The sequence below is a fragment of the Marivirga sp. genome (assembly GCF_051117495.1).
Lineage (GTDB): Bacteria > Bacteroidota > Bacteroidia > Cytophagales > Cyclobacteriaceae > Marivirga.
On the sequence record NZ_JBNPEF010000005.1, the window covers coordinates 157,283 to 181,593 of the forward strand.

Annotated in this window: 21 protein-coding genes and 1 pseudogene; 18 read left to right on the plus strand and 4 right to left on the minus strand. The window is 34.9% G+C overall.

All coding sequences use genetic code 11. From position 1 onward, the window contains the following. Positions 1-114: 114 nt before the first annotated feature. From ACFE0M_RS04325 to ACFE0M_RS04345, 5 genes and pseudogenes are all read left to right on the plus strand, one after another. Positions 115-834, plus strand: a complete 720-nt coding sequence (locus tag ACFE0M_RS04325; protein WP_434544517.1) for a HisA/HisF-related TIM barrel protein — start codon at positions 115-117, stop codon at positions 832-834. Positions 835-1,043: 209 nt separating this feature from the next. Continuing rightward, entirely contained in the window at positions 1,044-1,289 is a 246-nt protein-coding gene (locus tag ACFE0M_RS04330) for an AbrB/MazE/SpoVT family DNA-binding domain-containing protein (protein ID WP_434544518.1), read from the plus strand. 68 nt (positions 1,290-1,357) lie between these two features. Continuing rightward, positions 1,358-1,603 (plus strand): annotated as a pseudogene (locus ACFE0M_RS04335) (type II toxin-antitoxin system PemK/MazF family toxin); the annotation flags it as partial. Positions 1,604-1,852: 249 nt separating this feature from the next. Next, positions 1,853-2,263, plus strand: a complete 411-nt coding sequence (locus ACFE0M_RS04340; protein ID WP_434544519.1) for a hypothetical protein — start codon at positions 1,853-1,855, stop codon at positions 2,261-2,263. Positions 2,264-2,465: 202 nt separating this feature from the next. After that, positions 2,466-3,041: a cupin domain-containing protein gene (locus ACFE0M_RS04345; protein ID WP_434544520.1), complete on the plus strand. Its 576-nt coding sequence runs from the start codon at positions 2,466-2,468 to the stop codon at positions 3,039-3,041. 227 nt (positions 3,042-3,268) lie between these two features. Here ACFE0M_RS04345 and rocD read toward each other — a convergent pair whose 3' ends face one another. After that, entirely contained in the window at positions 3,269-4,549 is a 1,281-nt protein-coding gene (gene rocD, locus ACFE0M_RS04350) for an ornithine--oxo-acid transaminase (RefSeq protein ID WP_434544521.1), read from the minus strand. 187 nt (positions 4,550-4,736) lie between these two features. On the opposite strand from rocD, the gene rpmB reads away from it, so the two are divergent. The 4 genes from rpmB (at position 4,737) to ftsY (ending at position 6,453) form a co-directional block, all read left to right on the plus strand. Then, positions 4,737-4,976: a 50S ribosomal protein L28 gene (rpmB, locus tag ACFE0M_RS04355; RefSeq protein WP_303270886.1), complete on the plus strand. Its 240-nt coding sequence runs from the start codon at positions 4,737-4,739 to the stop codon at positions 4,974-4,976. Positions 4,977-5,004: 28 nt separating this feature from the next. After that, a complete protein-coding gene (rpmG, locus tag ACFE0M_RS04360; RefSeq protein WP_302103281.1) occupies positions 5,005-5,187 on the plus strand; it encodes a 50S ribosomal protein L33 in 183 nt (60 codons plus the stop codon). Positions 5,188-5,189: 2 nt separating this feature from the next. Continuing rightward, positions 5,190-5,339 carry a DUF4295 domain-containing protein gene (locus ACFE0M_RS04365; protein ID WP_340152615.1) on the plus strand — a complete coding sequence of 50 codons (150 nt, stop codon included), beginning with the start codon at positions 5,190-5,192 and terminating at the stop codon, positions 5,337-5,339. A gap of 154 nt (positions 5,340-5,493) precedes the next feature. Beyond that, complete coding sequence (gene ftsY, locus ACFE0M_RS04370) at positions 5,494-6,453, plus strand: signal recognition particle-docking protein FtsY (protein WP_434544522.1); 960 nt, start codon at positions 5,494-5,496, stop codon at positions 6,451-6,453. Here the strand turns inward: ftsY and ACFE0M_RS04375 are convergent. Together ACFE0M_RS04375 and ACFE0M_RS04380 are read right to left on the minus strand one after the other, a co-directional pair. Continuing rightward, a complete protein-coding gene (locus ACFE0M_RS04375) occupies positions 6,450-7,184 on the minus strand; it encodes a DUF6048 family protein (protein ID WP_434544523.1) in 735 nt (244 codons plus the stop codon). The two genes, ftsY and ACFE0M_RS04375, sit on opposite strands and share 4 nt — an antisense overlap. Next, positions 7,144-7,620 (minus strand): DUF6452 family protein, encoded by a 477-nt coding sequence (locus tag ACFE0M_RS04380; protein WP_434544524.1) that lies wholly within the window; start codon positions 7,618-7,620, stop codon positions 7,144-7,146. Before ACFE0M_RS04380 ends, ACFE0M_RS04375 begins: the two co-directional genes overlap by 41 nt. A gap of 229 nt (positions 7,621-7,849) precedes the next feature. On the opposite strand from ACFE0M_RS04380, the gene rimO reads away from it, so the two are divergent. The 3 genes from rimO (at position 7,850) to ACFE0M_RS04395 (ending at position 11,402) form a co-directional block, all read left to right on the plus strand. Then, on the plus strand, positions 7,850-9,160 hold the full coding sequence (rimO, locus tag ACFE0M_RS04385) for a 30S ribosomal protein S12 methylthiotransferase RimO (RefSeq protein ID WP_434544525.1): 1,311 nt from the start codon (positions 7,850-7,852) through the stop codon (positions 9,158-9,160). A gap of 99 nt (positions 9,161-9,259) precedes the next feature. Further along, positions 9,260-10,825, plus strand: coding sequence for a bacillithiol biosynthesis cysteine-adding enzyme BshC (gene bshC / locus ACFE0M_RS04390; protein ID WP_434544526.1), 1,566 nt, complete (start codon positions 9,260-9,262; stop codon positions 10,823-10,825). After that, entirely contained in the window at positions 10,818-11,402 is a 585-nt protein-coding gene (locus ACFE0M_RS04395; RefSeq protein WP_434544528.1) for a 5-formyltetrahydrofolate cyclo-ligase, read from the plus strand. The genes bshC and ACFE0M_RS04395 overlap by 8 nt, the downstream gene beginning before the upstream one ends. Here the strand turns inward: ACFE0M_RS04395 and ACFE0M_RS04400 are convergent. Further along, on the minus strand, positions 11,395-11,520 hold the full coding sequence (locus ACFE0M_RS04400) for a hypothetical protein (protein WP_434544529.1): 126 nt from the start codon (positions 11,518-11,520) through the stop codon (positions 11,395-11,397). The genes ACFE0M_RS04395 and ACFE0M_RS04400 overlap by 8 nt on opposite strands. 569 nt (positions 11,521-12,089) lie before the next feature. On the opposite strand from ACFE0M_RS04400, the gene ACFE0M_RS04405 reads away from it, so the two are divergent. The 6 genes from ACFE0M_RS04405 (at position 12,090) to ACFE0M_RS04430 (ending at position 24,292) form a co-directional block, all read left to right on the plus strand. Next, positions 12,090-12,470 carry a response regulator gene (locus ACFE0M_RS04405; protein WP_434544530.1) on the plus strand — a complete coding sequence of 127 codons (381 nt, stop codon included), beginning with the start codon at positions 12,090-12,092 and terminating at the stop codon, positions 12,468-12,470. Between the two features lie 4 nt (positions 12,471-12,474). After that, positions 12,475-13,587: a sugar transferase gene (locus tag ACFE0M_RS04410; RefSeq protein ID WP_434544531.1), complete on the plus strand. Its 1,113-nt coding sequence runs from the start codon at positions 12,475-12,477 to the stop codon at positions 13,585-13,587. Position 13,588: 1 nt separating this feature from the next. Then, positions 13,589-14,800 carry a glycosyltransferase gene (locus ACFE0M_RS04415; protein WP_434544532.1) on the plus strand — a complete coding sequence of 404 codons (1,212 nt, stop codon included), beginning with the start codon at positions 13,589-13,591 and terminating at the stop codon, positions 14,798-14,800. Beyond that, positions 14,787-15,674 carry a glycosyltransferase family 2 protein gene (locus ACFE0M_RS04420; protein ID WP_434544533.1) on the plus strand — a complete coding sequence of 296 codons (888 nt, stop codon included), beginning with the start codon at positions 14,787-14,789 and terminating at the stop codon, positions 15,672-15,674. The genes ACFE0M_RS04415 and ACFE0M_RS04420 overlap by 14 nt, the downstream gene beginning before the upstream one ends. 16 nt (positions 15,675-15,690) lie before the next feature. Continuing rightward, positions 15,691-16,809 (plus strand): glycosyltransferase family 4 protein, encoded by a 1,119-nt coding sequence (locus ACFE0M_RS04425; RefSeq protein ID WP_434544534.1) that lies wholly within the window; start codon positions 15,691-15,693, stop codon positions 16,807-16,809. Between the two features lie 316 nt (positions 16,810-17,125). Further along, on the plus strand, positions 17,126-24,292 hold the full coding sequence (locus tag ACFE0M_RS04430) for a LamG-like jellyroll fold domain-containing protein (protein ID WP_434544535.1): 7,167 nt from the start codon (positions 17,126-17,128) through the stop codon (positions 24,290-24,292). Positions 24,293-24,311 lie beyond the last annotated feature (19 nt).

Genomic DNA, 24,311 nt, shown 5'->3' on the forward strand with positions numbered 1-24,311 from the left:
CCGTTTTAAACTGTAATTTCAAAGCCCTTTAAAGCTTAATGCAATAATAATAGGGCAAAGGCTTGAAAAATCGCCAACTTTTTATAATATCACACTCATAAAAACATTTTAACTATGATTCAAATTATTCCATCCATAGCCATTAGAGACGGTAAAATTATTAGGGTAGAAGGCGCTAATATTGCAGGAGCAAAAGTGTATGATGATTCGCCCATAGATGTTGCCCGCAAGTTGGAAGATAATGGAATCAAGGTGGTGCATATTGTAGATTTGGACGGTGCACATCGTGGTTCACCTGTCAACTATCATATTTTGGAGGCCATTCATGGTTATACTGATTTGGAGTTGGATTTTACGGGTGGTATCAATACGGATGGTGATATTAGCAAGGCCTATGAATACGGAGCGGATTATATCACCGCAGCAAGTATTGCTGTGGAAAGAAAAGAGCTTTTTGCCTCATGGATTGTATCATACGGCAGGGAAAAAATCACTTTGGGAGCAGATGCTTTAAATGGTAAAATTGCCTATAAAGGGTGGATGCAAAATACAGATATTGATATTATAGAGCATATCAGATATTTCTACGATAGGGGATTAAAGTATGTGAAAACCACTGATATTAGTAAGGAAGGCTCTTTAGCAGGGCCGGCATTTGACTTATATCAAAGTATATTGGATGAATTTCCTGATATCTGCGTTTTGGCCAGTGGAGGTGTGCGCAATATAGATGACATACGCAAACTGAATGATATGGGCGTTTTTGCCGTAATATTTGGTAAAGCATATTATGAAGGCAATATCAAATTGGCGGATTTAAAAGAGTTTTTGTAGTGATATTAAGGCTCTTGAGAATTCTTTGAATGTTCATTGAATTCAATGCATTTTAAAACATAAGGTATTTAAACGGAATTTTGATTATATACATGTCAGGCCAAATGTCCTTGCGTATTCTACCCTAACATTAGAAAAATAACCCACTCTTAATTTCTTGTCATTAGATTAAAGTATTAACTTCGTAATTACGAAAAAGAATAAAAATTATGGAGGTTTCAGTTGTACAGATAGGGAATTCCAAAGGAATAAGATTTAGTAAAACTATTTTAGAGAAATATAATATTAAAGATAAGGTTGATCTGATATTAGAAAAAGGACAAATTATTATAAAACCTCTCTCAACACCTCGGAAAGGGTGGGAGAAAGCATTTAAGGAAATGTCTGAGAATAAGTATGACGATTTACTATTTAATGATGTGTTCGAGGATGAAAATCTAAATGAATGGAAATAAATCAGTACGAGATTGTTTTAGTCAATTTGAATCCTACAATCGGAAGTGAAATTTAGAAGACTAGGCCCTGCGTAGTAATTTCTCCAAATGAGATGAATAAATACCTGAGGACAATAGTGATTGCTCCCATGACTACAAGTTCGAAGAGCTATCCCACACGAGTGGAAATAAAACACGACAACAAAATTGGTTGGATTGTACTCGATCAGATAAGAACTATATATAAACAAAGAATTCTTAAAACTTTAGGAAGGCTATCAAAACCCGAGATAAAAGAAGTTAAAGGAATTATTAAAGAAACGTTTGTTGATTAACAACTAAACTTATAATAACCTAAAAATACATATTCTTACTGCTTCTAGCATGGTGAAGAGGAATAGCGTCACAAAACCAAACTGATAAATTCATTTAGAATTAGGTAAAACATTCAGGATGGATTTCTTCTTCTTTTTCAATAATTGTAGTTATGGTTTGGCTTCGCTAGTTTAGTGATTCGTCAGTTAAGTGTAGCAAACGCATTTTAGCTAGGTGTTATAGCTAATAGGCTCTTCAAAATTGTACAAATGACCAAGAAAGTAAAATTTTATCATCTGTGGGACTTTAAAAACGTAATTGGAAGGATAATTGTAATTCTATTAGTTTCTGCTCTTTTATTCTTTACTTTCTTTTATCCTAAAATAGCAGACGATAAGCGACTTTCTGGCTTTGACGCTCAGACAAAAGGACAATTAATCAAATACCAGCCTATTGAGACTATTAAGCAAACCAAACTAGGTACAGAAGTGGTTATTGATGAATATAAAATCACTTATTCCTATGCAGTAGATGGACAAATATACAACAGAACAGAATCTATTGAAGGCCTTTCCAAATATGCGAGTATCTTGAAGAAACTTAGAAGCACAAAAAAGCCAATTACAATTCTATACATGTCAACAGAACCCGCGAACAGTACGGTTGACCTGGAAAACTAAAAGTAGCAATAACATTGCAAAAAACTCATTTAACCAGTTCTTTAGTAAAAAAATGATTACTACTTTCAGTTTAATTAATCTTATTTTTAGGAAACTTTAATGAAAATGACAACAGAGAAAAGGAACAAAAAATAGATTAAACAATGTCTTGGTGTAAAGTATGTGCCTTTAACTTTGTAAAAAAAAATGTCTTAAAGATTATATGGAAACAGAAAGCATCAATAATCGGAGAGCATTCCTTAAAAAATTAAGTATGTTTTCAGTTTTGTGTTTAGCTGGAAACAATGAGGGTTTTGCTAATTTATCGCATATAAACATGCCTAATGGCATGATTATAAAAGCAAATGAAGGGGAGGTGTTCTACATTGGCAATGACCGAAAAGCCAAAGTGATGATCAAAGTCTCCAAATCGCCAGAATACGATCCATCTATTTCCTTACTTTCCGAAATCATAACTCCAGGTGACGGAATTCCAATTCATAAGCATTTAAATGAAGAGGAGTTTTTGTTTGTGCAAAAAGGGGAAGTGGAAGTCACTTTAGGGGATAATAAAGGAATAGGTCAATCAGGTGATTTTATTTATGTTCCAAAAAAAACTTGGCATGGATTCTTGAATAAGACTAATGAAGATGTAGTGATGCTTTTTGGTTATGCTCCATCCGGATTTGAAGATTACTTCAGAAAAATAGGGACAAAAAGTATTAAGCAAGATTTGGGTTTTTCAGCAGATGACTGGATTAGAACCAACAAAAAATACGGAATAGTGTATAAAGCGTAAGGATTTTTAGTGTCAGGCCTAACCTTAACTAGGTTGTTATGTAAGTATCTAAATTCTCTAAATAAAAAAAGGGGGTATTTAGCTTTTGAAATAACGGAAATGAATTATAATAATCTTAGTTTTTTTGAAAGTATAAAAATATACATCAGTGGTCTTAATTTAGACATGATCAAAAAAAAAGCCCGAATCTTCATCCGGGCCATTTTTATCAGTATGAATTTTAAAGTTTACTTTTTCTTAAACTCTGTAATCGTTTTCTCAATAATATCACAGCATTCATTCAACTGCTCTTCAGTTATTACCAAAGGAGGAGCGAATCGGATGATGTTGCCATGAGTCGGTTTTGCCAATAACCCATTTTCTTTTAATGCCATGCAGATATCCCAAGCAGTAGTACTGTCAGGCGAATCGTTAATCACGATGGCGTTTAATAGGCCTTTACCTCTCACAAGATTGACCATGTCAGATGAATCAACAAATTTTTGCATTCTATCTCTGAATAGCTGTCCTAGTTTCCTTGCATTCTGTGCCAGTTTCTCATCTTTTACTACCTCCAATGCAGTTAGTGCAACAGCTGCACCTAGTGGGTTTCCACCAAAAGTGGAACCATGGGTGCCTGGAGTTAAGACTTCCATAATATGATCATTGGCCAGCACAGCTGAAACAGGATAAAAACCACCAGATAAGGCTTTTCCTAAAATTAAAATATCAGGTTCTACATAAGTAGATTGCTTTTCACAATGTCCTTCGCAAGTACAATCGCCACAAACAGCCAATAAACTTCCTGTTCTGGCAATACCTGTTTGAATTTCATCGGCTATAAATAAAACATTGTGTTTTTGACAAATTTCTTTACATTTTCTTAAATAGTCATTGTCAGGTCTATAGACTCCGGCTTCTCCTTGAATTGGCTCAACCAAGAATCCGACCACATCATCTTCTCCTTCTAAAATTTTATCCAAAGCCTCAGTATCATTATAAGGGATTTTTATAAAACCCGGGTTATAAGGGCCAAAGTTCTTTTTGGCATTGGCATCACTTGAGAAAGAAATAATGGTTGTAGTCCTTCCGTGGAAATTTTGCTCTGCCACTATTACTTTACCGGCATTTGGAGCAACACCATTTTTCTCAGTAGCCCATTTTCTGGCAATCTTCAAGGCAGTTTCTACTGCCTCCGCGCCTGAGTTCATGGGCAATACTTTATCAAAACCGAAGTACTCTGTGATATATTTTTCAAAAGGCCCTAATATATTATTATAAAAAGCCCTAGAGGTTAAAGTCAGTGTTTCCGCTTGCTTTTTAAGGGTTTCTAATATTCTAGGGTGGCTGTGTCCTTGATTAACTGCACTGTATGAAGATAAAAAGTCATAATATTTTTTTCCTTCTACATCCCAAAGGAAAACCCCATCGCCTTTGGCCAAAACGGCAGGTAGCGGATGGTAATTATGAGCTCCGTGCTTATTTTCCATGTCAATGGCTTGTTGACTGTTTTTGATTTCTTCAATCATAGCTTTAATGTTTAAAAATTAGTAAATTGCACTCTCTTAAAATGTAAATCTAACAAAACAGGACGGCAATCCCTTGGAAAACCAAAAAAATAAGGCGGTATTTTTCCACTAAGGTTTGTGATTATCAAAATATTGCCGATATTTGCAGACCAATTTGAAATCGACAACAAAATTAATTTAAATAGATATGGCACGAGTTTGTCAAATTACCGGAAAGAGACCTCAGGTGGGAAACAATGTTTCACACTCAAATAATAAAACCAAAAGAAGGTTTTTGCCAAATTTGCAAAAGAAAAGGTTTTATCTTCCTGAGGAAGACAAGTGGATTACTTTAAAAGTATCTGCAAGCGCAATCAGAACCATTAATAAAAATGGTCTTACTTCTGTATTGAAGAAAGCACGTGAAAACGGTAATGTATTAGTATAATTTTCTATTGCTAAAAATATAAAGCACAATGGCTAAGAAAGGAAATAGAGTTCAGGTGATTTTAGAATGTACAGAGCACAAAGAAACTGGCGCTCCGGGTACTTCTCGTTATATCACGACCAAAAACAGAAAAAACACAACAGAAAGATTGGAGTTGAAAAAGTATAATCCAATTTTGAAGAAATATACTGTTCACAAAGAAATTAAGTAATCATGGCTAAGAAAGTTGTAGCAAGTTTAAAAGATAAAGACGCTAAAGGTTATGCTAAAATAATCAAAGCAGTGAAATCAAAAAACGGAGGATATTCTTTCCGTGAAGAGATGGTACCTTTGGATATGGCCAAAGAGGCACTTAAAAAATAATTTGTAGTTTTTAAGGTTTAAATTGATTTAAGTCCCTCTTTTGGGACTTTTTTTGTTTATACACTTCTCTTCTTTCTGTTTCTCAATGACTTTAGTGCTTTTATTTCGTATTATTGTAAGCCTCTAATTACCATTACCTTTAAACCATATTAGAATGAGTATTTTCAAGATTTTCTCTAAAGAAAAAAAAGAGTCGCTCGATAAGGGCTTGGAAAAAACCAAGGAAAGTTTTTTTACCAAACTTGGGCGAACAGTTGTAGGTAAATCCCAAGTTGATGAGGATGTACTGGACGAACTGGAGGAAATTCTCATCAGTTCTGATTTGGGGGTCAATACTACGGTAAAAATTATTGATCGCATTGAAGAGAGAGTGGCCCGCGAAAAATATTTGGGAACAAGCGAACTCGATAAAATCCTAAGAGAAGAAATAGCCGGACTGCTTTCTGAAAATAATACTGAGGATTTAAAAGATTTCTCCCTTCCTGAAAATATAAAAAAACCTTATGTATTATTGGTAGTGGGGGTAAATGGTGTTGGGAAAACCACTACAATTGGCAAATTGGCAGCACAATATAAAAAGCAGGGCAAAAAAGTGATTTTAGGAGCGGCCGATACTTTCCGTGCTGCGGCAGTTGATCAGTTGAAAATGTGGGGAGCTCGAATTGATGTGCCTGTTGTTTCTCATGGTATGAATACCGACCCTGCTTCAGTGGCTTTTGATGCCGTAAAACAAGGAGTGGAAGAAGAAGCTGATATCGTGATTATTGATACAGCGGGTAGATTACATACCAAGGTGAATTTGATGAATGAGTTATCCAAAATTAAAAGGGTGATTCAAAAATTTGTCAATGAAGCTCCTCATGAAGTATTGTTGGTATTGGATGGTTCCACAGGTCAAAATGCCATGATTCAAGCAAGGGAATTTACAAAAGCCACGGAAGTGACTGCCTTGGCCATCACAAAATTAGATGGTACGGCCAAAGGTGGAGTGGTAATAGGTATTTCCGAGGAATTTAAAATACCCGTTAAATATATTGGTGTAGGCGAAAAAGTGGAAGATTTACAAGTGTTCAACAAAATGGAATTTGTGGATTCTTTCTTTAAGCGGGTTTAACGACTTTTTTCCATCACTTGCTTTTCTTTCCAAGCTATTCTGTAGGCTATATAATAATTGAATGTCCATCTGTTCTTAAACTCAGCTCTTCCAAAACCCGGAATGTCATAGGAACTAAATTGATCGGTATTGAATAGCTTCCTGTTTAATTGAATTCGAAAATTATAGCCCATATAAAGATTTTTTAAGACCATAACTCTAAGGCCAGTGGTCATTTCAAACCAACGGGCACTCGCATTTTCATTGTTCAAGTTTTGGTCATACTGTCCATATACCGGATCAATTATACTAGTTAACAATGTTTCAGAATAGTTGGCCCTGGCGTATCTTAAACCAAAAGTCAAAGTGTTATGATCAGGATCAAATTTCAGAAAGTCGGCTTCTAAACCTATTCTATAATAATTGCCTGAGTTACCATAATTAAAATTATTGGCTCTGATCAAATATTGACTAACACCATAGGATCCGGTCAAATAAATTCTGTGGAAATCAATGTCTCCTTGAAATTCATATCGCTGTCGGTTATTCCCAAATACATTTACGCCTAAGGCAACCAAATCTGTCCCTATCCTAATTCCAGTTGGAATAAAAAAGGATTTAGGCACTTTGGGGCGCTCTGGTTCCACCACTCTTTGCTCAACTGAATCAACATCATCACTGCTGTCGGGAACTTGCCCAAAGAGCGAAAAACTAAGGAGACTGAAGAAAAAACAACTTAATATTAGGCGCATTTACTGTCCTTTTTAAAGTATCATTAACAATAATTAAAGAATCAAAGGTTTGAAAAGCAGTATCTAAGCCTGTGTAGCTTATTTCAAATCCACATTCAGGTGAATCTACTCTATTTCTTCTAGTATAGTTAAAGTGTATGGTATCAGCTCTAGAGCCATAGTAAAAATAGAATTCTGTTTGGTCTTCTGCAGGACTTAGGGGTAGTTGAAAACTGCTTAAAGTGTCTGCTAAAAAAAAGAATTCATTCGCCTGTGGGCTCGTAATGCTATCAAATACAACCCCAACATTTTGTTCCTCTAAATTAGCATTTAAAGTTAGGGTTCTAAATGTTACATAGTTAACATTATTGTCAACGTTATTGGCTCCACAATTGCTGTCCACTTCACATGCAATAATAGTTATTAAGAGAATTAATACTATACTTTTTTTAATCATTGATTCCATTGGGATGCAAAGATATTATATATTCTGACAAGCTAAACCAGTTATCATAGAATTGATGGTAATTCATCACATCTGAAACAATTCCTGTAATATTTGATTAACTTTGCGTCTTTAAATAGTGTCTCACGCTGAGTTAACATAACGGCAATCTCAATTTTAATGCCAAAGCAATAATTCAGGGTGAGTTATTTAAAGATTAATTTTTAAAGAGGAGAAAATTTTGAAGACGAAAGGATTAAAGAAGGACAAAGTTAATGTAGTAACCTTGGGATGTTCCAAAAACTTGGTGGATTCCGAAGTGATGATCACTCAGTTGAGAGGAAATCAGATTGATGTAACGCATGAATCAGATAAAGATGATTCAAATATCATAGTGGTGAATACTTGCGGATTTATTGATAATGCCAAGCAAGAATCAATAGACACTATTTTGAGATATGCTGATGCCAAGGAAGAAGGTCTGATTGAAAAACTGTATGTAACGGGCTGTCTTTCTCAACGATATAAAGATGACTTAGAAAAAGAAATTCCACAGGTAGATGCTTTTTTTGGTACTATGGAATTGCCTATGCTATTGAAAAAATTCAATGCTGATTATAAGCATGAATTAGTAGGAGAAAGGATAACCACCACGGCCAATCATTTTGCATACATGAAAATTGCTGAGGGTTGTGATAGGCCATGTTCATTTTGTGCTATTCCCATAATGCGCGGAAAGCATGTTTCCCGCCCAATCGAGGAATTGGTGAAAGAAGCCAAAAATATGGCCAGAAATGGCACTAAAGAAATCTTGCTTATAGCTCAAGATTCGACCTATTACGGACTTGATATTTATAAAAAAAGAAATCTTGCCGAATTGTTGAAACAACTTTCTGATGTCGAAGGTATAGAGTGGATTCGATTGCATTATGCTTTTCCGACAGGTTTCCCTGAAGATATATTGGATGTGATGGCAGAACGAGATAATATTTGCAATTATTTGGATATGCCTCTTCAGCACGGCTCAACTAAAATGCTGAAAATGATGCGCAGAGGAACCACCCGTGAGAAACAAGAAGCTTTAATTGAAAAAATTCGAGCGAAAGTTCCGGGCATTGCATTAAGAACAACCTTGATAGCTGGCCATCCAGGTGAAACTGAAGAGGATTTTCAGGAAATGATGGATTTTGTTCGAAATACTCGATTTGACCGATTAGGGATTTTCCCATATTCCCATGAAGAAAATACACATGCCTTCAGTTTTGAAGATGATGTTCCGGATGAAATCAAACAAGAAAGAGCGGATGCCGTAATGGAATTACAAACTCAAATTTCTCAGGAATTAAATGAGAAAAAAATTGGTAAAACCTTTAAGGTCTTGGTAGATAGAAAAGAGGGTGGTTTTTTCATTGGCAGAACTGAGCAGGACTCTCCTGAAGTGGATAATGAAGTTTTGATTGATGCCACAGAAAGCTATGCCAGAATTGGTGATTTTGTAGAGGTGGAAATTACAGATGCTACAGAGTTCGACTTATATGGTAATTTGAAATAATAGTGATGATTACTAATTAATGGGAATACTGAATAATTGACCTTATGGTGAGTACCAAACATCAATATTTGTTAGATATAATTTTGTAACCTAAATAATATGAAGGTAGAATGTATTGATTTTTCTGAGACAGGTCTTTTTGCACCTATTTTTAATGATTTTATTCAGCAAAAAGAAAAGCTAAAGAAATTCTACCATCGCTTTCCCCATCTTGAAGCTTTTCAAGAACAAATTAATGAAAAGGCAGAACATAAAATTAATAGGGAGAAACTTGTGGAAGTTTTGCAGTCTCAATATGCTAAAGTTTCCAAAATTGAAGAGGCAGTTCAAAAGAATATTGAAAGACTGGGAGATGAAAAAACCTTTACACTCACCACAGGACACCAGCTCAATATATTTACCGGTCCGCTTTATTTTCATTTTAAGATTATTACCGTTATCAATGCTTGTAAGCAGTTAAAGGATAAGTATCCTGAGTATAATTTTGTACCTATTTATTGGATGGCTTCAGAAGATCATGATTTGGACGAAATTAGGTCTGTACAGCTTGATGGACAGAAATATAAATGGAATACTGAACAAACTGGAGCAGTAGGTAGAATGAAAACCGAAGGGCTAGAGGCATTGACGGAAGAGTTAGGTGGTAAAAACAGTATTTTTTATAATGCTTATAATGAGTCTGAGAATTTATCGGATGCCGTAAGGACATATGTAAATGAGCTCTATGGAAAGAAAGGTTTAATAGTTTTGGATGCTGATAATCCTAAGCTGAAATCTGAATTTAAGGCGGTTATCCAAGACGATGTTTTCAATCATACTGCCAATGACTTGGTAGAAGAATGTTCTAAGTCTTTAGATAATACCGGATATAAAACACAGTCATTTCCAAGAGAAATCAATTTCTTTTATTTGAAAGATAACATCAGAGAAAGAATTGTAAAGGAAAATGACATTTTTAAAGTTTTAGAAACAGGTATTCAATTTACAGAAGAGGAGATGAAAGCGGAAATTGAAAATCATCCTGAGCGATTCAGTCCAAATGTGATTTTAAGACCGCTATATCAAGAATACATATTGCCAAATTTAGCTTATACTGGGGGCCCAGCCGAGGTAGCGTATTGGATGCAATTAAAACCGGTTTTTGACACTTTTAAAATACCCTTCCCCATCCTATTACCGCGTAATTTTGGCATGATTATTCCCAACAGGATTCGCCATAAAGTCAAGAAGTTAAAATTGAATGGGACGGATTTATTTACCGAGCGAGAGGAATTAAAAAAGCAAATTGCCAAAAAAATCACAGCCCTAAAGCTGAATTTGAATGATGAGCGCCAACAATTGAAATTATTGCTTTCCAAGATTAAGCAATCTGCTGGAGCCATAGATAAGAGTCTATCGCAAATGACCGAAGCCGAAACAGAAAAGGTCAAAAATTCTATTGATAAGATAGAAAAGAAGATGATGTCGGCCGAGAAGAGAAAGCATGCAGACAAAATGCGTCAAATTGATGAGATTAAAGATTTTCTGTTTCCTGGCAATGGATTGCAGGAGAGAAAAGAAAACTTTTTACCTTTTTACCAAGCAGATGAGAAATTCATTAAGAAGTTGATAAAAGCATTTGATCCATTTAACTTACAATTCCATATAATGAAATGGGATGGATAAAAATACTTTACGAAAAGTCTATTTAGAGAAGAGGAAATTCTTAAGCCAGGCAGAATACGAGAGGCGAAATCAGATGTTATATCATCGTTTGATTAAGTTTTTAGAAAATAATCTTGTAAAGAGCATCCATACTTTTATTCCCATCAAAAAAAACAAAGAGCCTGATGTTTTTCCATTTGTACAGTACTTATGGACTGAAAAGCCGGAAGTAGATGTAATAACAGGTGTGTCTGATTTGCATAATCCCATTATGCAACATATGAAAATCACTCAAAGCACAACGTTTTTGGAGAACAAATGGGGGATACCAGAACCAAAAGATGGAGAGATCTATCCGATTGATAAAATTGAATGTGTTTTAGTGCCAATGATAGCAGGGACCAAAAGCGGTCACAGGATTGGGTATGGGAAGGGTTATTATGATCGTTTTTTGGCAAAATGTAATCCTAAAACTGAATTTGTGGGTATTAACCTAGGGCCATTATTGGAGGGGGATTTGTTTATTGACCGTTATGACATCGCAATGCATAAAATGATCACTCCCTTTGAAGAATACGATATAAATAAACCTATTTAGCTTCTTCCAATTTCTTTTTTATCTTTTTTTCTTTTTGTTTCAAAATCTGGAGTGCTATTTGCCTGGCACTTTCCTCGTCAATAGTATTGAACAAATCATGTATTTCAATATATTTCATTCCTCTTTTAATATGTCTTTTTTCAACATGGAATAGAAAGGGTTTCTTAATAGTTTAAATGTCATTAAATAAAATAATTTAGATCTATTTCGCACTTTAAGTAACGGGTAAAATAATCTACCCTTATTGTTTGCAATGGTTATTTTAGAATTTTGTCTTCATTTAATCAAAACCGTTTAGAAGTATAATAAGTCGTTTTATAAAATTATATCTATCATCTATTTTCATAAGTTTTTCAAAACCATAGATTTTCTTACATTAATAATATAGTTAATCCCTGATCAAATTAAAATTGCTTCGCCACTAAGAAATATGCTGGAAACCATGTAAGTAAATTAATTAATTAGAATATTTTAAATTTATTTAGTCCTTCATATTCAGTTATTTAACTAATTAATGTATGGTTTTAACGATTTATATAAAAAAAATAAAGCTAATATTTGTGATAAAATGCGAATAATTCTTACTTTTAGACTCTTAAAATAAAACAATTTTATATTAATAGATTACCAAGAAGTTAAAATGCCATCACTTAATGTCATTATAGTATAGTTTAAAAGATACATTCAATGAAACATACAATTTTGATTGCAGAAGATGATGAGCCAATGAGATTATTATTGGATGTATTGTTAAAAAATAAATATAATCTGGTATTTAAATTAGATGGGTTGTCAGGGATGAAATGGTTGTCTGAAGGAAATATACCTTCTGTAATTTTATCTGATTTTAAATTACCTAAAATGAATGGATTTGACTTTCTAAGTAGTTTGTCGCAAAGTGGGATTTTTGCTGAAATTCCTTTCATAATAATAAGTAGCAGGACAGATAAATTATTTAAGAAACGTTGTATAGATGCGGGAGCAAAAGGATTTTTAGAGAAACCATTTGATCCTTCCCAATTATATCAAATTTTAGACGAAGTTTTACAAAATAAGATTGAAAATTAAATATATGGAACCTATCAATCAAGCTCTTAGCCCTAATTTTGAAGAAGTGTGGATAAAAAAGCCAAACCTTTTCAATAAAAAGATATTTTGTGTAAGCACTGAGGATTTTGATTCCTCGACATTGGAAGTTTTTAACCAGGTAGAGCGATTTAATGTATTAAGTTTAATTAAAAGACTTGAAGATATTAATACATCAGAGGCGCCAGATGCCATTGTCTTTTTTAGTGAGTATATTGATGGTATTTTCTTTGAAAATTTGGGTTCTTTGGCTCATTTAATTAAGGAGTCTGGCTGTATTATTCCATTAATAATTGTTTCTAGTAAAATAGATGCTGATAATAAGAAAAAACTATTAAGATTTGGTGCTGATGATTGTTTTCCCAAAGAGTTTAATCCTGAAAAGTTAAATTATTGGATTGATTTTTTAAAACTTTTTAAAAAGTTAACAAAAGACGATGCTTCCAATAAAGAACAAAATATTGAATATAAAATATCAACTGAAAAGCGGATTTTTGACATTTTAGTGTCATCTATTTTATTATTTTTCCTTAGTCCATTTATGATTTTGATAGCTTTAATAATAAAATTAGAATCAAAGGGCCCCGTTTTTTACATATCAAAACGAGCTGGGGTTGGATATAAAATATTCAACTTTTTAAAATTTAGATCAATGTCCGCTGGAGCAGACCAAGAATTAAGTAAGCTGATGCATTTAAACCAATATGAAAATAAAGATGATAATGGTACAAACCCTGTTTTCTTTAAAATTAAAGGAGATCCCAGAATTACTAAATTTGGAAAATTTCTTAGAGACACGAGCTTAGATGAGCTCCCGCAATTAATCAATGTATTGAAGGGAGATATGTCCATAGTAGGAAATAGACCTCTTCCTTTATATGAGGCTCAGCAGCTGACAAAAGACCAATGTGCATTAAGATTTATGGCAGCAGCAGGGATAACAGGATTGTGGCAAGTATCCAAGAGAGGAAAAGCTGAAATGTCTGAGGAGGAAAGGATTTCTTTGGATATTGATTATGCAAAGAATAATTCTTTTAAAAGTGATCTTGGTTTATTATTCAAAACCTTTCCCGCATTAGTACAAGAAGCCAGAGTTTAGGATGATATTATTAGTGACTTCGTATATAATTGTAGCCTTTTTTAGTGTTACAGTAGTTTATACAGCAATATTTTCTATAGCAGGTCATTTTTATAAATCGAAGAATTTTAAAAATAGCAATTTAAACGCCAAAATTGCTATTTTAATTCCAGCCTATAAAGAAGATGATGTTATTGTTAGTGTTTGCCATGAAATGCAGCAACTTAATTACCCCTCTGAAAGATATACGGTTTTTGTTATTGCAGATCAGCTTCAGGAAAGAACTCATAAGATGTTAAAAGAATTAGGTGTTGAAGTTGTTCCAGTTACTTTTAAGATAAGCACTAAGGCAAAATCATTAAATTATTGTTTGGGTTTTATAGATGAAAATGATTACGATCTAGTATTAATAAGTGATGCAGACAATATTTTATCTAAAAACTTTTTAGTAAAAATAAACAATGCCTTCCAAAATGGTTTAAAGGTAATTCAAGGTAGAAGAGTGGCTAAAAATATGGACTCAAACTATGCTGTTTTAGATGCAGCAAGTGAGATTATTAATAATCATATTTTCAGAAAAGGTCCGAATGCATTGAACCTATCTGCTTCTTTGATCGGTTCTGGAATGGCTTTTTCAACTACTGAGATTAAAAATGCACTAAATCAGATTAAAGCGATTGGTGGATTTGATAAAGTACTTCAATTAAATGTTATAGAAAGTGGAAACAAAATTCAATATTTGGATGACGCAATAATATTTGATGAAAAAATATCCGATTCAGGCAATTTTAAAAACCAACGTAAAAGATGGTTGGCAAGCCAATATATATATCTTGTAAAGTTTTTTGGTAAAGGATTAAAAAATTTGTTTTCTGGTAATTTTGATTATTTCAATATAGCAATTCTACATAATTTATTCCTACCAAGAGTTCTAAATTTAGGTGTTCTTTTTATACTTACTTTTATAGCCTACTTTTTGAATTGGAATGAGATACTGAACTTTCAAAATATATTGATTTTATTTATTGCTTATTTTCTAACATTAGTCACAATTTTACCTATTAAGTTTTTTGATAGAAAATTTGCCAAAGCGATCCTCTCACTTCCTGGTGCATTTTTAAACATGTTTTTGCTACTTTTTAAGCTAAAAGGAGCTGATAAGACTTTTATACATACTAAGCACAGTAAAAAGGATATAGATAACTCTATTTATTCAGTTGATGAAAATAAATGAATCACCATTAGTTTCTATAATTACAATTAATTTTAATTCTCTTCAATATACTTTGGATCTTTTAAAATCAATTGTTGATCTGAATTATCCAAACATTGAGGTTATTGTAGTAGATAATGCCTCAAAAGAAGATCCACGGAATTTAATTATTTCTAAGTTTCCAGAAGTTACAGTAGTAAGATCAGACAAAAACCTTGGCTTTGCAGGAGGGAATAATTTAGGCGTTGAGAAATCAGAAGGTGATTACTTATTTTTCGTGAATAATGATACTGAAATCCAGAATGGACTGATTGAAAATCTAATTTCTGTATTTTATTTAAAGCCAAATGTAGGGGCGGTCTCACCTAAAATTATTTACTATGGTACTAACTTGATTCAATTTGCAGGTTATACCCCTCTATCCTTAACAGGTAGAAATAGAGCAATAGGGAACAAGCTCACAGATGGCCCTGAATTTCAGAGTATTGTTGTTACTCCTTATTTACATGGGGCTGCCATGATGTTTTCAAGAAGTGTTGTTGAGCAGGTAGGACTAATGCCTGAAATCTATTTTCTTTATTATGAAGAAATGGATTGGTCAGAGATAGTTAAAAGGGCTGGATTTGATCTTTATGTTAATCAAAGAGCTGTCATACATCATAAAGAATCTATGTCAATAGGTAAAATGAATCCGCTTAAGTCTTATTATTTATTTAGAAATAGGATTTTGTTTGTAAGGAGAAATTTTACTCTGTCTAGACGAGTTTTTTTTATGGTATATATCACTTTAATTGCTTTGCCTAAGAATCTTTTGACCTCAGTTTTAAAAAGTGAAAAGATGCATTTCAAGGCTATATTGAGAGGCTTTTGGTGGAATATTATATATAAATCCTAATTCTAAAGCATGTCAAATGGAAAAGAAATTAAAAGTACTATTAACAATTAGACAGGGGTTAGTTGGTGGTGGAGAAACCCATGTACATGATTTAGCTACAAACATAGACTTACAAAAATTTAAACCTATTGTTTTGTCTTTTACTGAAGGGCCAATGGTAGAAGCCTTAAGGGTTAAAGGGATTGAAACTTATGTGATTTACTCAAAAGTCCCTTTTGATCCGAGGGTAAGAAGGAAAGTAATGAAGTTAGTAAAAGATAAAAAAGTTGATGTTATTCATGCACACGGGACTAGAGCAGCTTCAAATACCATTTCAGTTTCAAAGAAACTAAAAATCCCTTTTATTTATACTGTGCATGGATGGTCTTTTAATGATAGTCAATCCTATTTTGTAAGACGATTAAGAATTCAAGCAGAAAAATACATAACCAAAAATTCTGACCAGGTTATTTGTGTTTCAGAGAGTAATAGATTAACAGGGGAGAATAATATAAAAGGTTTTAAGGCAATAGTAATCAATAATGGAATATCATTTGAAAAATTTGATTTCAATATTGACCGATTGAATTCAAGAAAACTATTTGGCCTTAGTGATAATGAAATATGGGTTGGATTTATTGCGAGGCTTACATTCCAAAAGGATCCGCTTACATTAATTAAAGGGTTTAACCGGGCTTACAGTAAGGAGAAAAATCTTCGACTGCTAATTGTGGGTGAAGGGGAGTTAGATAGTAAGGTAAATGACTTAATCACTAATTTAAATTTGTCTAACGTTATTAAAAGGTTGCCATTTCAAAAAAATATCCCCCAACTATTAGCAGCTATTGATATTTACAGCTTAGTTTCCCTTTGGGAAGGTTTGCCAATTGGGTTATTGGAAGCTATGGCAATGAAAAAAGCAATTATTGCCTCTGAAGTAGATGGTACAAAAGAGATTATTCAAGACGGAAAAAATGGTATTCTAATATCTCCTTCTGATATAAATGCTATTAGTAATGCAATTTCAAAATATATCAAAAATAAGGATCTGATAAAAAAGTATGGAGAGGAAGCTTTTCTTTCTATCAGACGAGATTTTAATTTAGATGTAATGGTTGAAAACAATCAATCAACTTATTTAAATCTTATTAAATAATTATAATATTGCTTGAAAAGTCATGTCTGTAATATTAATTAAAAATTCATCTATAAAAAACACTGTTTAATCGAAAAGTTAAAATTTGTTATAAACGCGTTAGTATCTGTATTTCAGGTAATTGTATAATATTATTTTGTTATACGGTAGATATAGACTTAGTTTTATTTGAATATTGATATTTTAAATATTTTTTATAGATGTAAGTATTTAAACGTTGTTAAATAAAATTATTGTATTTTTCATTAATTTTCTATATTTACATTAGTTTAACAAGGACAATCCCCGCCTTAATCAAGTTCGAAAAATTATTGCCATGAAAAATTGTTATTTGACTCTCTTGTTAGCCTTTTTTTTCAGTTTAACTAATTTAAACGCACAAGTTTTTGATGTAAACGACCCTATAATTGATTACGATGAAAACAATCCACCCCCAAAACCACCCTCCAATGTTGTAGCTAAATGGGTAAGGACACCAGGTGTTAGCTGGAATACTCAAAAATGGAAATCTTACATTATCAACGGTGTTCCATTTAGATTAAGATTTCCTAATAACTACGACCCTAATAGATCTGAAAAGTATCCAATGATTGTTCTCTTGCATGGTTTGGGTTTTCAGAATGGTGATATATATATGAACGAGCGTCATTTAAATAATTCAGGGGCAAAAGCTTATGAAGATGGCATTAATTCTAATAAATACGATGGATTTGTTTTGTCACCTCAAGCTAGTGGAGGATGGTTTAATTCTAACCATGTTAATAGTATAAATACAATCATTAGGCAAGCAGAGCAAGATTTAAATTTTGATGTTAATAGAGTTTCATTAACGGGTAGGTCCGGAGGAGCGCAATCAGTTTGGATATTTATACAGGATGCTCCTAAGACTTATGCTGCTGCTGCTCCAATGGCTGGTGTTAAAAGTAGTTCAACTGATAATATTGATGCATATAAGCATATGCCTTTATGGATATTTCAAGGAGAGTTAGATGATGGCCCTTCTCCATTCACGACCGAAAATATTATAGATCAGATAATTGCGAAAAATGGTAATGTAAGATATACAAAATATAAAAATGCAGGGCATGGTATATTCGATAAAGCCTATGCAGAATCGGACTACTTTGATTTTTATAATGAGGTCCATAAGGCAAACCCAGCAGTGTTGTATGGGGAATACGTTAATGTATTTGAAGATAATAAAAAGTGGGTGTATGAATTTCTAGAAAAAAATGAATTATGTGCTGAAGACGCAATTGATGTAAGGTTAGGACTTACAGCTGGTTTTGATGATTATGAATGGCGTAAAGATGGGCAATTAATAGCAGGTGCAAATTCAAATGAATATGTTGCTACATCTTATGGTATATATGAGGCACGAATTAAGAGAGGGGATACTTGGAGTGATTGGTCCCCAAGCCCTGTTGAAATAAAGTTGAAAGACCCAACTAGTACTCCGGATATTCAACTAGTTGAAAATGTAAGTCATTTTTTACCATCATTAGATGGAGCTACAAGTGTAAAGTTAGAATTACCGCAAGGTTATGCTAATTATGAGTGGCGAAATGATTTTGATGATGCGTTAGTTGGTAGTAGTAGAGTATTTGAAGCTATTTCACCAGGAGATTATAAAGCTTTAGTCGCAGAAAATTTTGGTTGTTCTAGCGAATTTTCAAATATTTTCTCAGTAAAAGATGCAAATGCTTCAAATGGGCCAAAAATGCCTTTGGCTTTAAATGGTGTCGCTATATCTAAAACGGAAATCAAATTGGTTTGGAGTCTTGATTTAGGAGATGTAAATCCTGCCACGGAATTAGAGATTTATAGAGGAATGTCAGAAGCAGGACCTTTCGAATATGTTCAGGCTGTGAGTGCTGAAGCACTTGAATTTGTCGATTCAAACTTAGATCCAAATAGTACTTATTATTATAAGGTAAGAACGATTAATGCGAAAGCGGCTTCAAATGGTTTGGCTAGCGATGCCATTACAACTTTGGTAGATCAGACTGCTCCTTCTGCCCCATCAAATCTTACTTTAGAAGCCGTGAATTCTTATAGCGTTTCCCTAATCTGGCAGGAATCTACAGATGACGTTGCAGTTTATCGTTATGATATTTATAGAGATGGTGTTAAAGTCACTTCGGTAGATACTACTGCTGCTACAGTTTTTAATCTTCAGTCTAATAAAATCTATAAGTTTAGAGTTAAGGCAAGAGATTTGACTGGAAATGAGTCGCCATTTAGCAATAGAATTGTTTCGGTTACTTCTCTTAACAATGAATCAATAACAAATTTAAAATTTGAGGGAGATGTTAGTGATAACAGTGGGAATAATATTAGCTCTTCAATTTCAGGTCAACCTTCGTTTTCTACCCTAGAAAAAATTGAGGGTAGTAGTAGTCTTGAATTTAACGGTAATGGTTATGTGGATATTGATAGAAATGATGTATATATTCATGAAGCTTTTAATGAAAGATCAATTGCTTTTTGGATAAAGCAATCATCTGATTTAGGGATTCAGGATATTTTTGATGAGGGAGGCTCGGTAAATGGAGTAGCGATGAGAATTAATAATGGTGATTTAGAATTTGCAATTAGAAATGGGAGTGTGCAAAGGACGCTAGTTGCACCTATTGCATTAAATCAGTGGACTCATATCGCTGGTGTCTTTAATAATGGAGAAGCTTATCTATACGTAGATGGTATCAAAGTAGATGAGGATTTAAATCTTCCATACAACACTATTGACGGGCACGGTAATGATGCAGGAGTTGGAGGAACAAATAGTTCTAATGCTTTTAACCAGACAAGTGGAGGATTAATAGGATATATAGATGATTTCTATATGTTCAACACGCCATTGTCAGAGAGTAGTATTCAAGATATAATGGATGTTTCAGGAGTTATAAGTATTCCTGATGAAGAAATATTGCCACCTGAAAATATAACAGCTACTACAATCTCCTATGAATCAATTCAGTTAGATTGGGATGATGTTTCTGATAATGAAATTCAATTTCAGATATATAGATCAAAAGAAGGAGGTACTATGCAAGCTATTGCAATTTTACCAGCCAACTCTACTTCTTTTACAGACAGTGGTTTAGAGCCTGCAACCAAATATATTTATCAAATTGAAGCGTTGACAGAATATAATAGCGTAAAATCTGCCCAAAGCATGATTCCATCTTTAGCTAGATTAAAATTTGAAGATAACCTCACAGATGAATCTGGTAATAATATAGACGTGCAAAATAATGGTGACATTTCATATGTAAATGACAATATACAGGGATCAAAAGCTATAAGTTTTGACGGTTCTTCAATTTTGAATTTAGATAATGGAAATCAATTTATACATACTGCTTTTACTGAACGTTCTGTCTCTTTTTGGTTTAAAAGTTTAGATGTAAGTGGAAATCAAGATATTTATGATGAAGGTGGTTCTACTAACGGATTTGCAATCAGATTAATTGATAGCGATTTGCAATTAACTACCCAAAATGGTCATGCTATATTCTCAGTTCAAGCACCAGTTTCACGAAACGAATGGCATCATGTAATGGGTGTTTATCAGGCAGGTGCCTTAAGATTGTATATTGATGGAACCTTAGTTGCAAGCAGATCAGATTTAACTTATACTTCAGTCAACACTCATGGGGATGCTGGAGGATTAGGTGGAACTAACGGCTCTAATGCATTTGATCAAGTGTCTGGTAATTTCACGGGCTATATTGATGACTTTTATGCATTTGATCAGGCAATGGATGATCAAATTCAGGATATCATGTTATCTGCTAATCCAGGAAGTGAGGCTACAACAGATCCATTGCCAAGTGCACCAGTAGCAGTCTCAAACTTAGAATTAGATGAGGTAGGTCTTGATTTTGTATCTTTAATTTTTACTGATGAAAGCTCAGATGAAACCCATTTTGAAGTTACTAGAGCAATAAATGAAGCAAAGAATTTCCAGCTACTGAAGTCTTTTGATGCTCAAGATGGTGGCGTTATTGCTTTTACTGACCAAAACCTCCAATCGCATATAGACTATTACTATCGGGTTTACGCAGTAAATGCGGGGGGGCGAAGCGATAGTTCGGAGATAATGGTGACGACCTTAAACAGTGTTCCGGAGTTGGATGATTTACAAGACCGATTAACGATACGTTACGATAGTGAGTATGATGTCAATATCTACGGTAATGATGCTGACGGGGATCAGCTTAGCATAACCGGGACTAACCTACCGTCATTTGCCAGTTTGGTAGATTATGGGGACGGCAGTGGTTTACTAAGATTCACACCATCTGCAACAGATACGGTTTCCTCTCCTTATTCAGGGATCGTCATCAGTTTAAGTGATGATTTCGGTGGAGTGTCCAGTGACACCTTAACGTTAGAGGTTAACAATAATCATCTTCCTACCATAACTACTGTTGCTGATGTAACATTGGAGGAGGGAGGTAATAGTGCTATTACATTAGAGGCGAACGATGTAGAAGGCAGTTCAAATTTATCATGGGAGTATGGTTTGCCATCCTTTGCCACGATGACGGTGAACATAGATGGTAGCGCAGAGATTGATTTATCGCCAGGTTATTCGGACCATGGTAATTATAATGCAAGTATCACAGTGAGTGATCAAGATGGGGCGAGTGCTACTACTGAATTTGTTATTGTGGTAACTGATAAAAACCCTAATACGATTGTTCAGGTAAACTTCACGGATGGTAGTTTATTAGGAGGGGCAGGATGGAACAATACCAGCGGACACCCGGTACAGGGCGATACCTATACGAATTTAGAAGATATTACGGGGTCTGCGAGTGGTTTTGCAGTCAGCATCAGCTCTAACTGGACAACGAATGGCTCCAATACCTTGGGAAGTACTACAGGAGATAACTCCGGTGTATTCCCGGATGATGTAATGCAAAGTGCATACTGGACCGCCTCAGGTACAGAGGAAGTAACGATAGGAGGTCTTGATGATACCAAGCAGTACGAATTAAGCTTTTTCGGAAGTCGTTATGCAACCAATGACCGTAGCACCAGCTATACGGTAGGCGGGCAAACAGTTGTGTTGGATGCGGCATCGAATACAAGTGAGACGGTAAGCTTAACTACAAGCCCTAGCGGAGGGATCATAACAGTGGAGATCGCCAGAGCAGGCGGATCAAGTTATGGTTATTTAAATGCTTTAGTACTGGAGGAGCGCTACGATAACGGAGAGGCACCAGCAGAGGTAAGAAATTTATCAGCAGTATATAATCAAGAAAGTAGTGAGGTAGAATTGAGTTGGAGCGATCAGGCATTCAATGAACTTAGCTACAAAGTATACAGAGCAGAAAGTGTTGACGGGACGTATGATTTACTGGCCACCCAGAAAGAAGGATCAACCAGCTATTCAGACGCAACAGTTAGTGCTAATCAAGAATATTATTATAAGATAGGGTCATCTAATGCGGTAGGCGAGAATTTGAGCCAAGCAGTTAGTATATCAATACCAAATGTTGCTCCGGTGATAACAGAGATAGCGGATGCTTCCTTGTCGATAGGAGCTAGTTTATCTATTAGTGTAGAAGCAAAAGATGCAGCAGAAGATGTAATTAGTTTGAGTATAGAAGGGCTCCCATCTTTTGGTAGTTTTACCGATCAAGGGTCAGGTGATGGGAGCTTAACGTTTAGCCCATCCAAAGGAGAAGCAGGAGTTTACACCATTACCGTGGTGGCAAGCGATGGCATAGGGGAAAGTAGAGAGAGTTTTGAGCTCAGAGTAGAAGAAGAGGGGCTGCATCACTATTACATTAATTTTGCAGGCAGCACGAATTACTCTTCTCCAAGCCCATGGAATAACTATCTGGGCAGTGGAGCAGCAGGCAGCACATTGAATAATATTAGTTCAGATGTGGCGGGCGAGAATATATTAATGCTGTCTTTGGAAACCGGATGGAATGGTTACAATACCAATGGGGAAGTAAATACAGGCCTTTATCCAAATAATGTTACCAGTACTGCTTTATGGGTAAGTAGTACGCAGGAACGCATCATGACATTAGAAGGCTTATCCAACGATAAGGCATATGATTTTACCTTCTACGCAAGTAGGTCAGGTGGTGGGGACAGAACGATACATTATAGTATCAATAATGAAAGTGTGAGTTTGGATGCTTCTTATAATGTAGACAACACAGTAACGATTGAAGGGGTAATACCAAATGCAGATGGTACAATAACAATTAGTTTTGAGAAGGCTTCTTCAGCATCTTATGGATATGTAAACGCAATGGTAGTGAAAGGCTATCAGGCGGCCTCCATACCCGCAACCCCTAGCAACTTAGTGGCAACGCCAATAAGTTCAAGTGCGATCAAATTGGACTGGCATGATAATACCAACTTGGAGACGGGTTATGAATTGATGCGATCAGAAAATAGAGGCTCAAGCTATAGCTTATTGGCATCATTAGGGCCAGATATTACCACCTACACAGATGCATCCTCCATTCAAGCGGGGGTTACCTATTATTATAAGGTGCGTGCCCTCTTAGGTGAAGGACCAAGCGATTACTCTAATATTACTGGGGCCTCTGTTTATAATATGGTGAGCAAGATGAACTTTAACGCTGCGGATCCGGAAGGGTCACCATGGAATAACACTAATAATGTTCCGGAAGGGGGGGCGGTATATACTGACCTAAAGGATGACAAGAATAATAATACAGGTATAGCATTTGAAGTGGTAGCCTCTAATCCGGCATATGATATTAGCTTGTATGGCTTCAATGGGGATAATCCGTTCGGGATGAATACAGGAGATAACAGTGGAATAGTGCCGGACAATGTGATGCGGAGCACATGGTGGATGGACCAGGGAAAGACTGCGCAGCTGCGTTTTTACAATCTGGATTTATCGCAAGTGTATCAGTTCAGTTTTTTTGCCAGCCGAGATGGGAACGGAAATAGAACCACAGTCTACAGCGTAAATGGTAAAAGCGTGAAGTTGAATGCGGCCAATAACGTGAATGATATTGTTTCACTGGATAATCTTCGTCCAGACGACAATGGTGAGTTGTTGGTGACCATTACCACAGATGAAGGGGCATCATATTCATACTTAGGCGCCATTATTATCTCGTCTTCCAATGCTATCGATCCAAGCATTGCCATGAGAACTAAGGATGAGGAAACGGAAGATGAAAGGTTAGAGCTAGAGCTGTCTCAGAAAGAGATTTTGAAGCTATACCCTAATCCGTACAACGAAAGACAGGGTGACCTACAGTTGTATTTGGGTTCGGTAGATCGGCAGGTAGAGGTTACAGTCTTAAACTTGAGGGGTCAGCGGGTTTATCACAGTGCATTTGAGGATGATTCAAAACTGCGTAAGGTGGGTTTATCAGGACTAGGAACTTTAAAATCAGGCGTATACATGATGCAGGTGAAAGGGGATCAATCAGGTCTTCAAACAATCAGGTTTATAAAGGAGTGATAGAATATTTAATAATTAA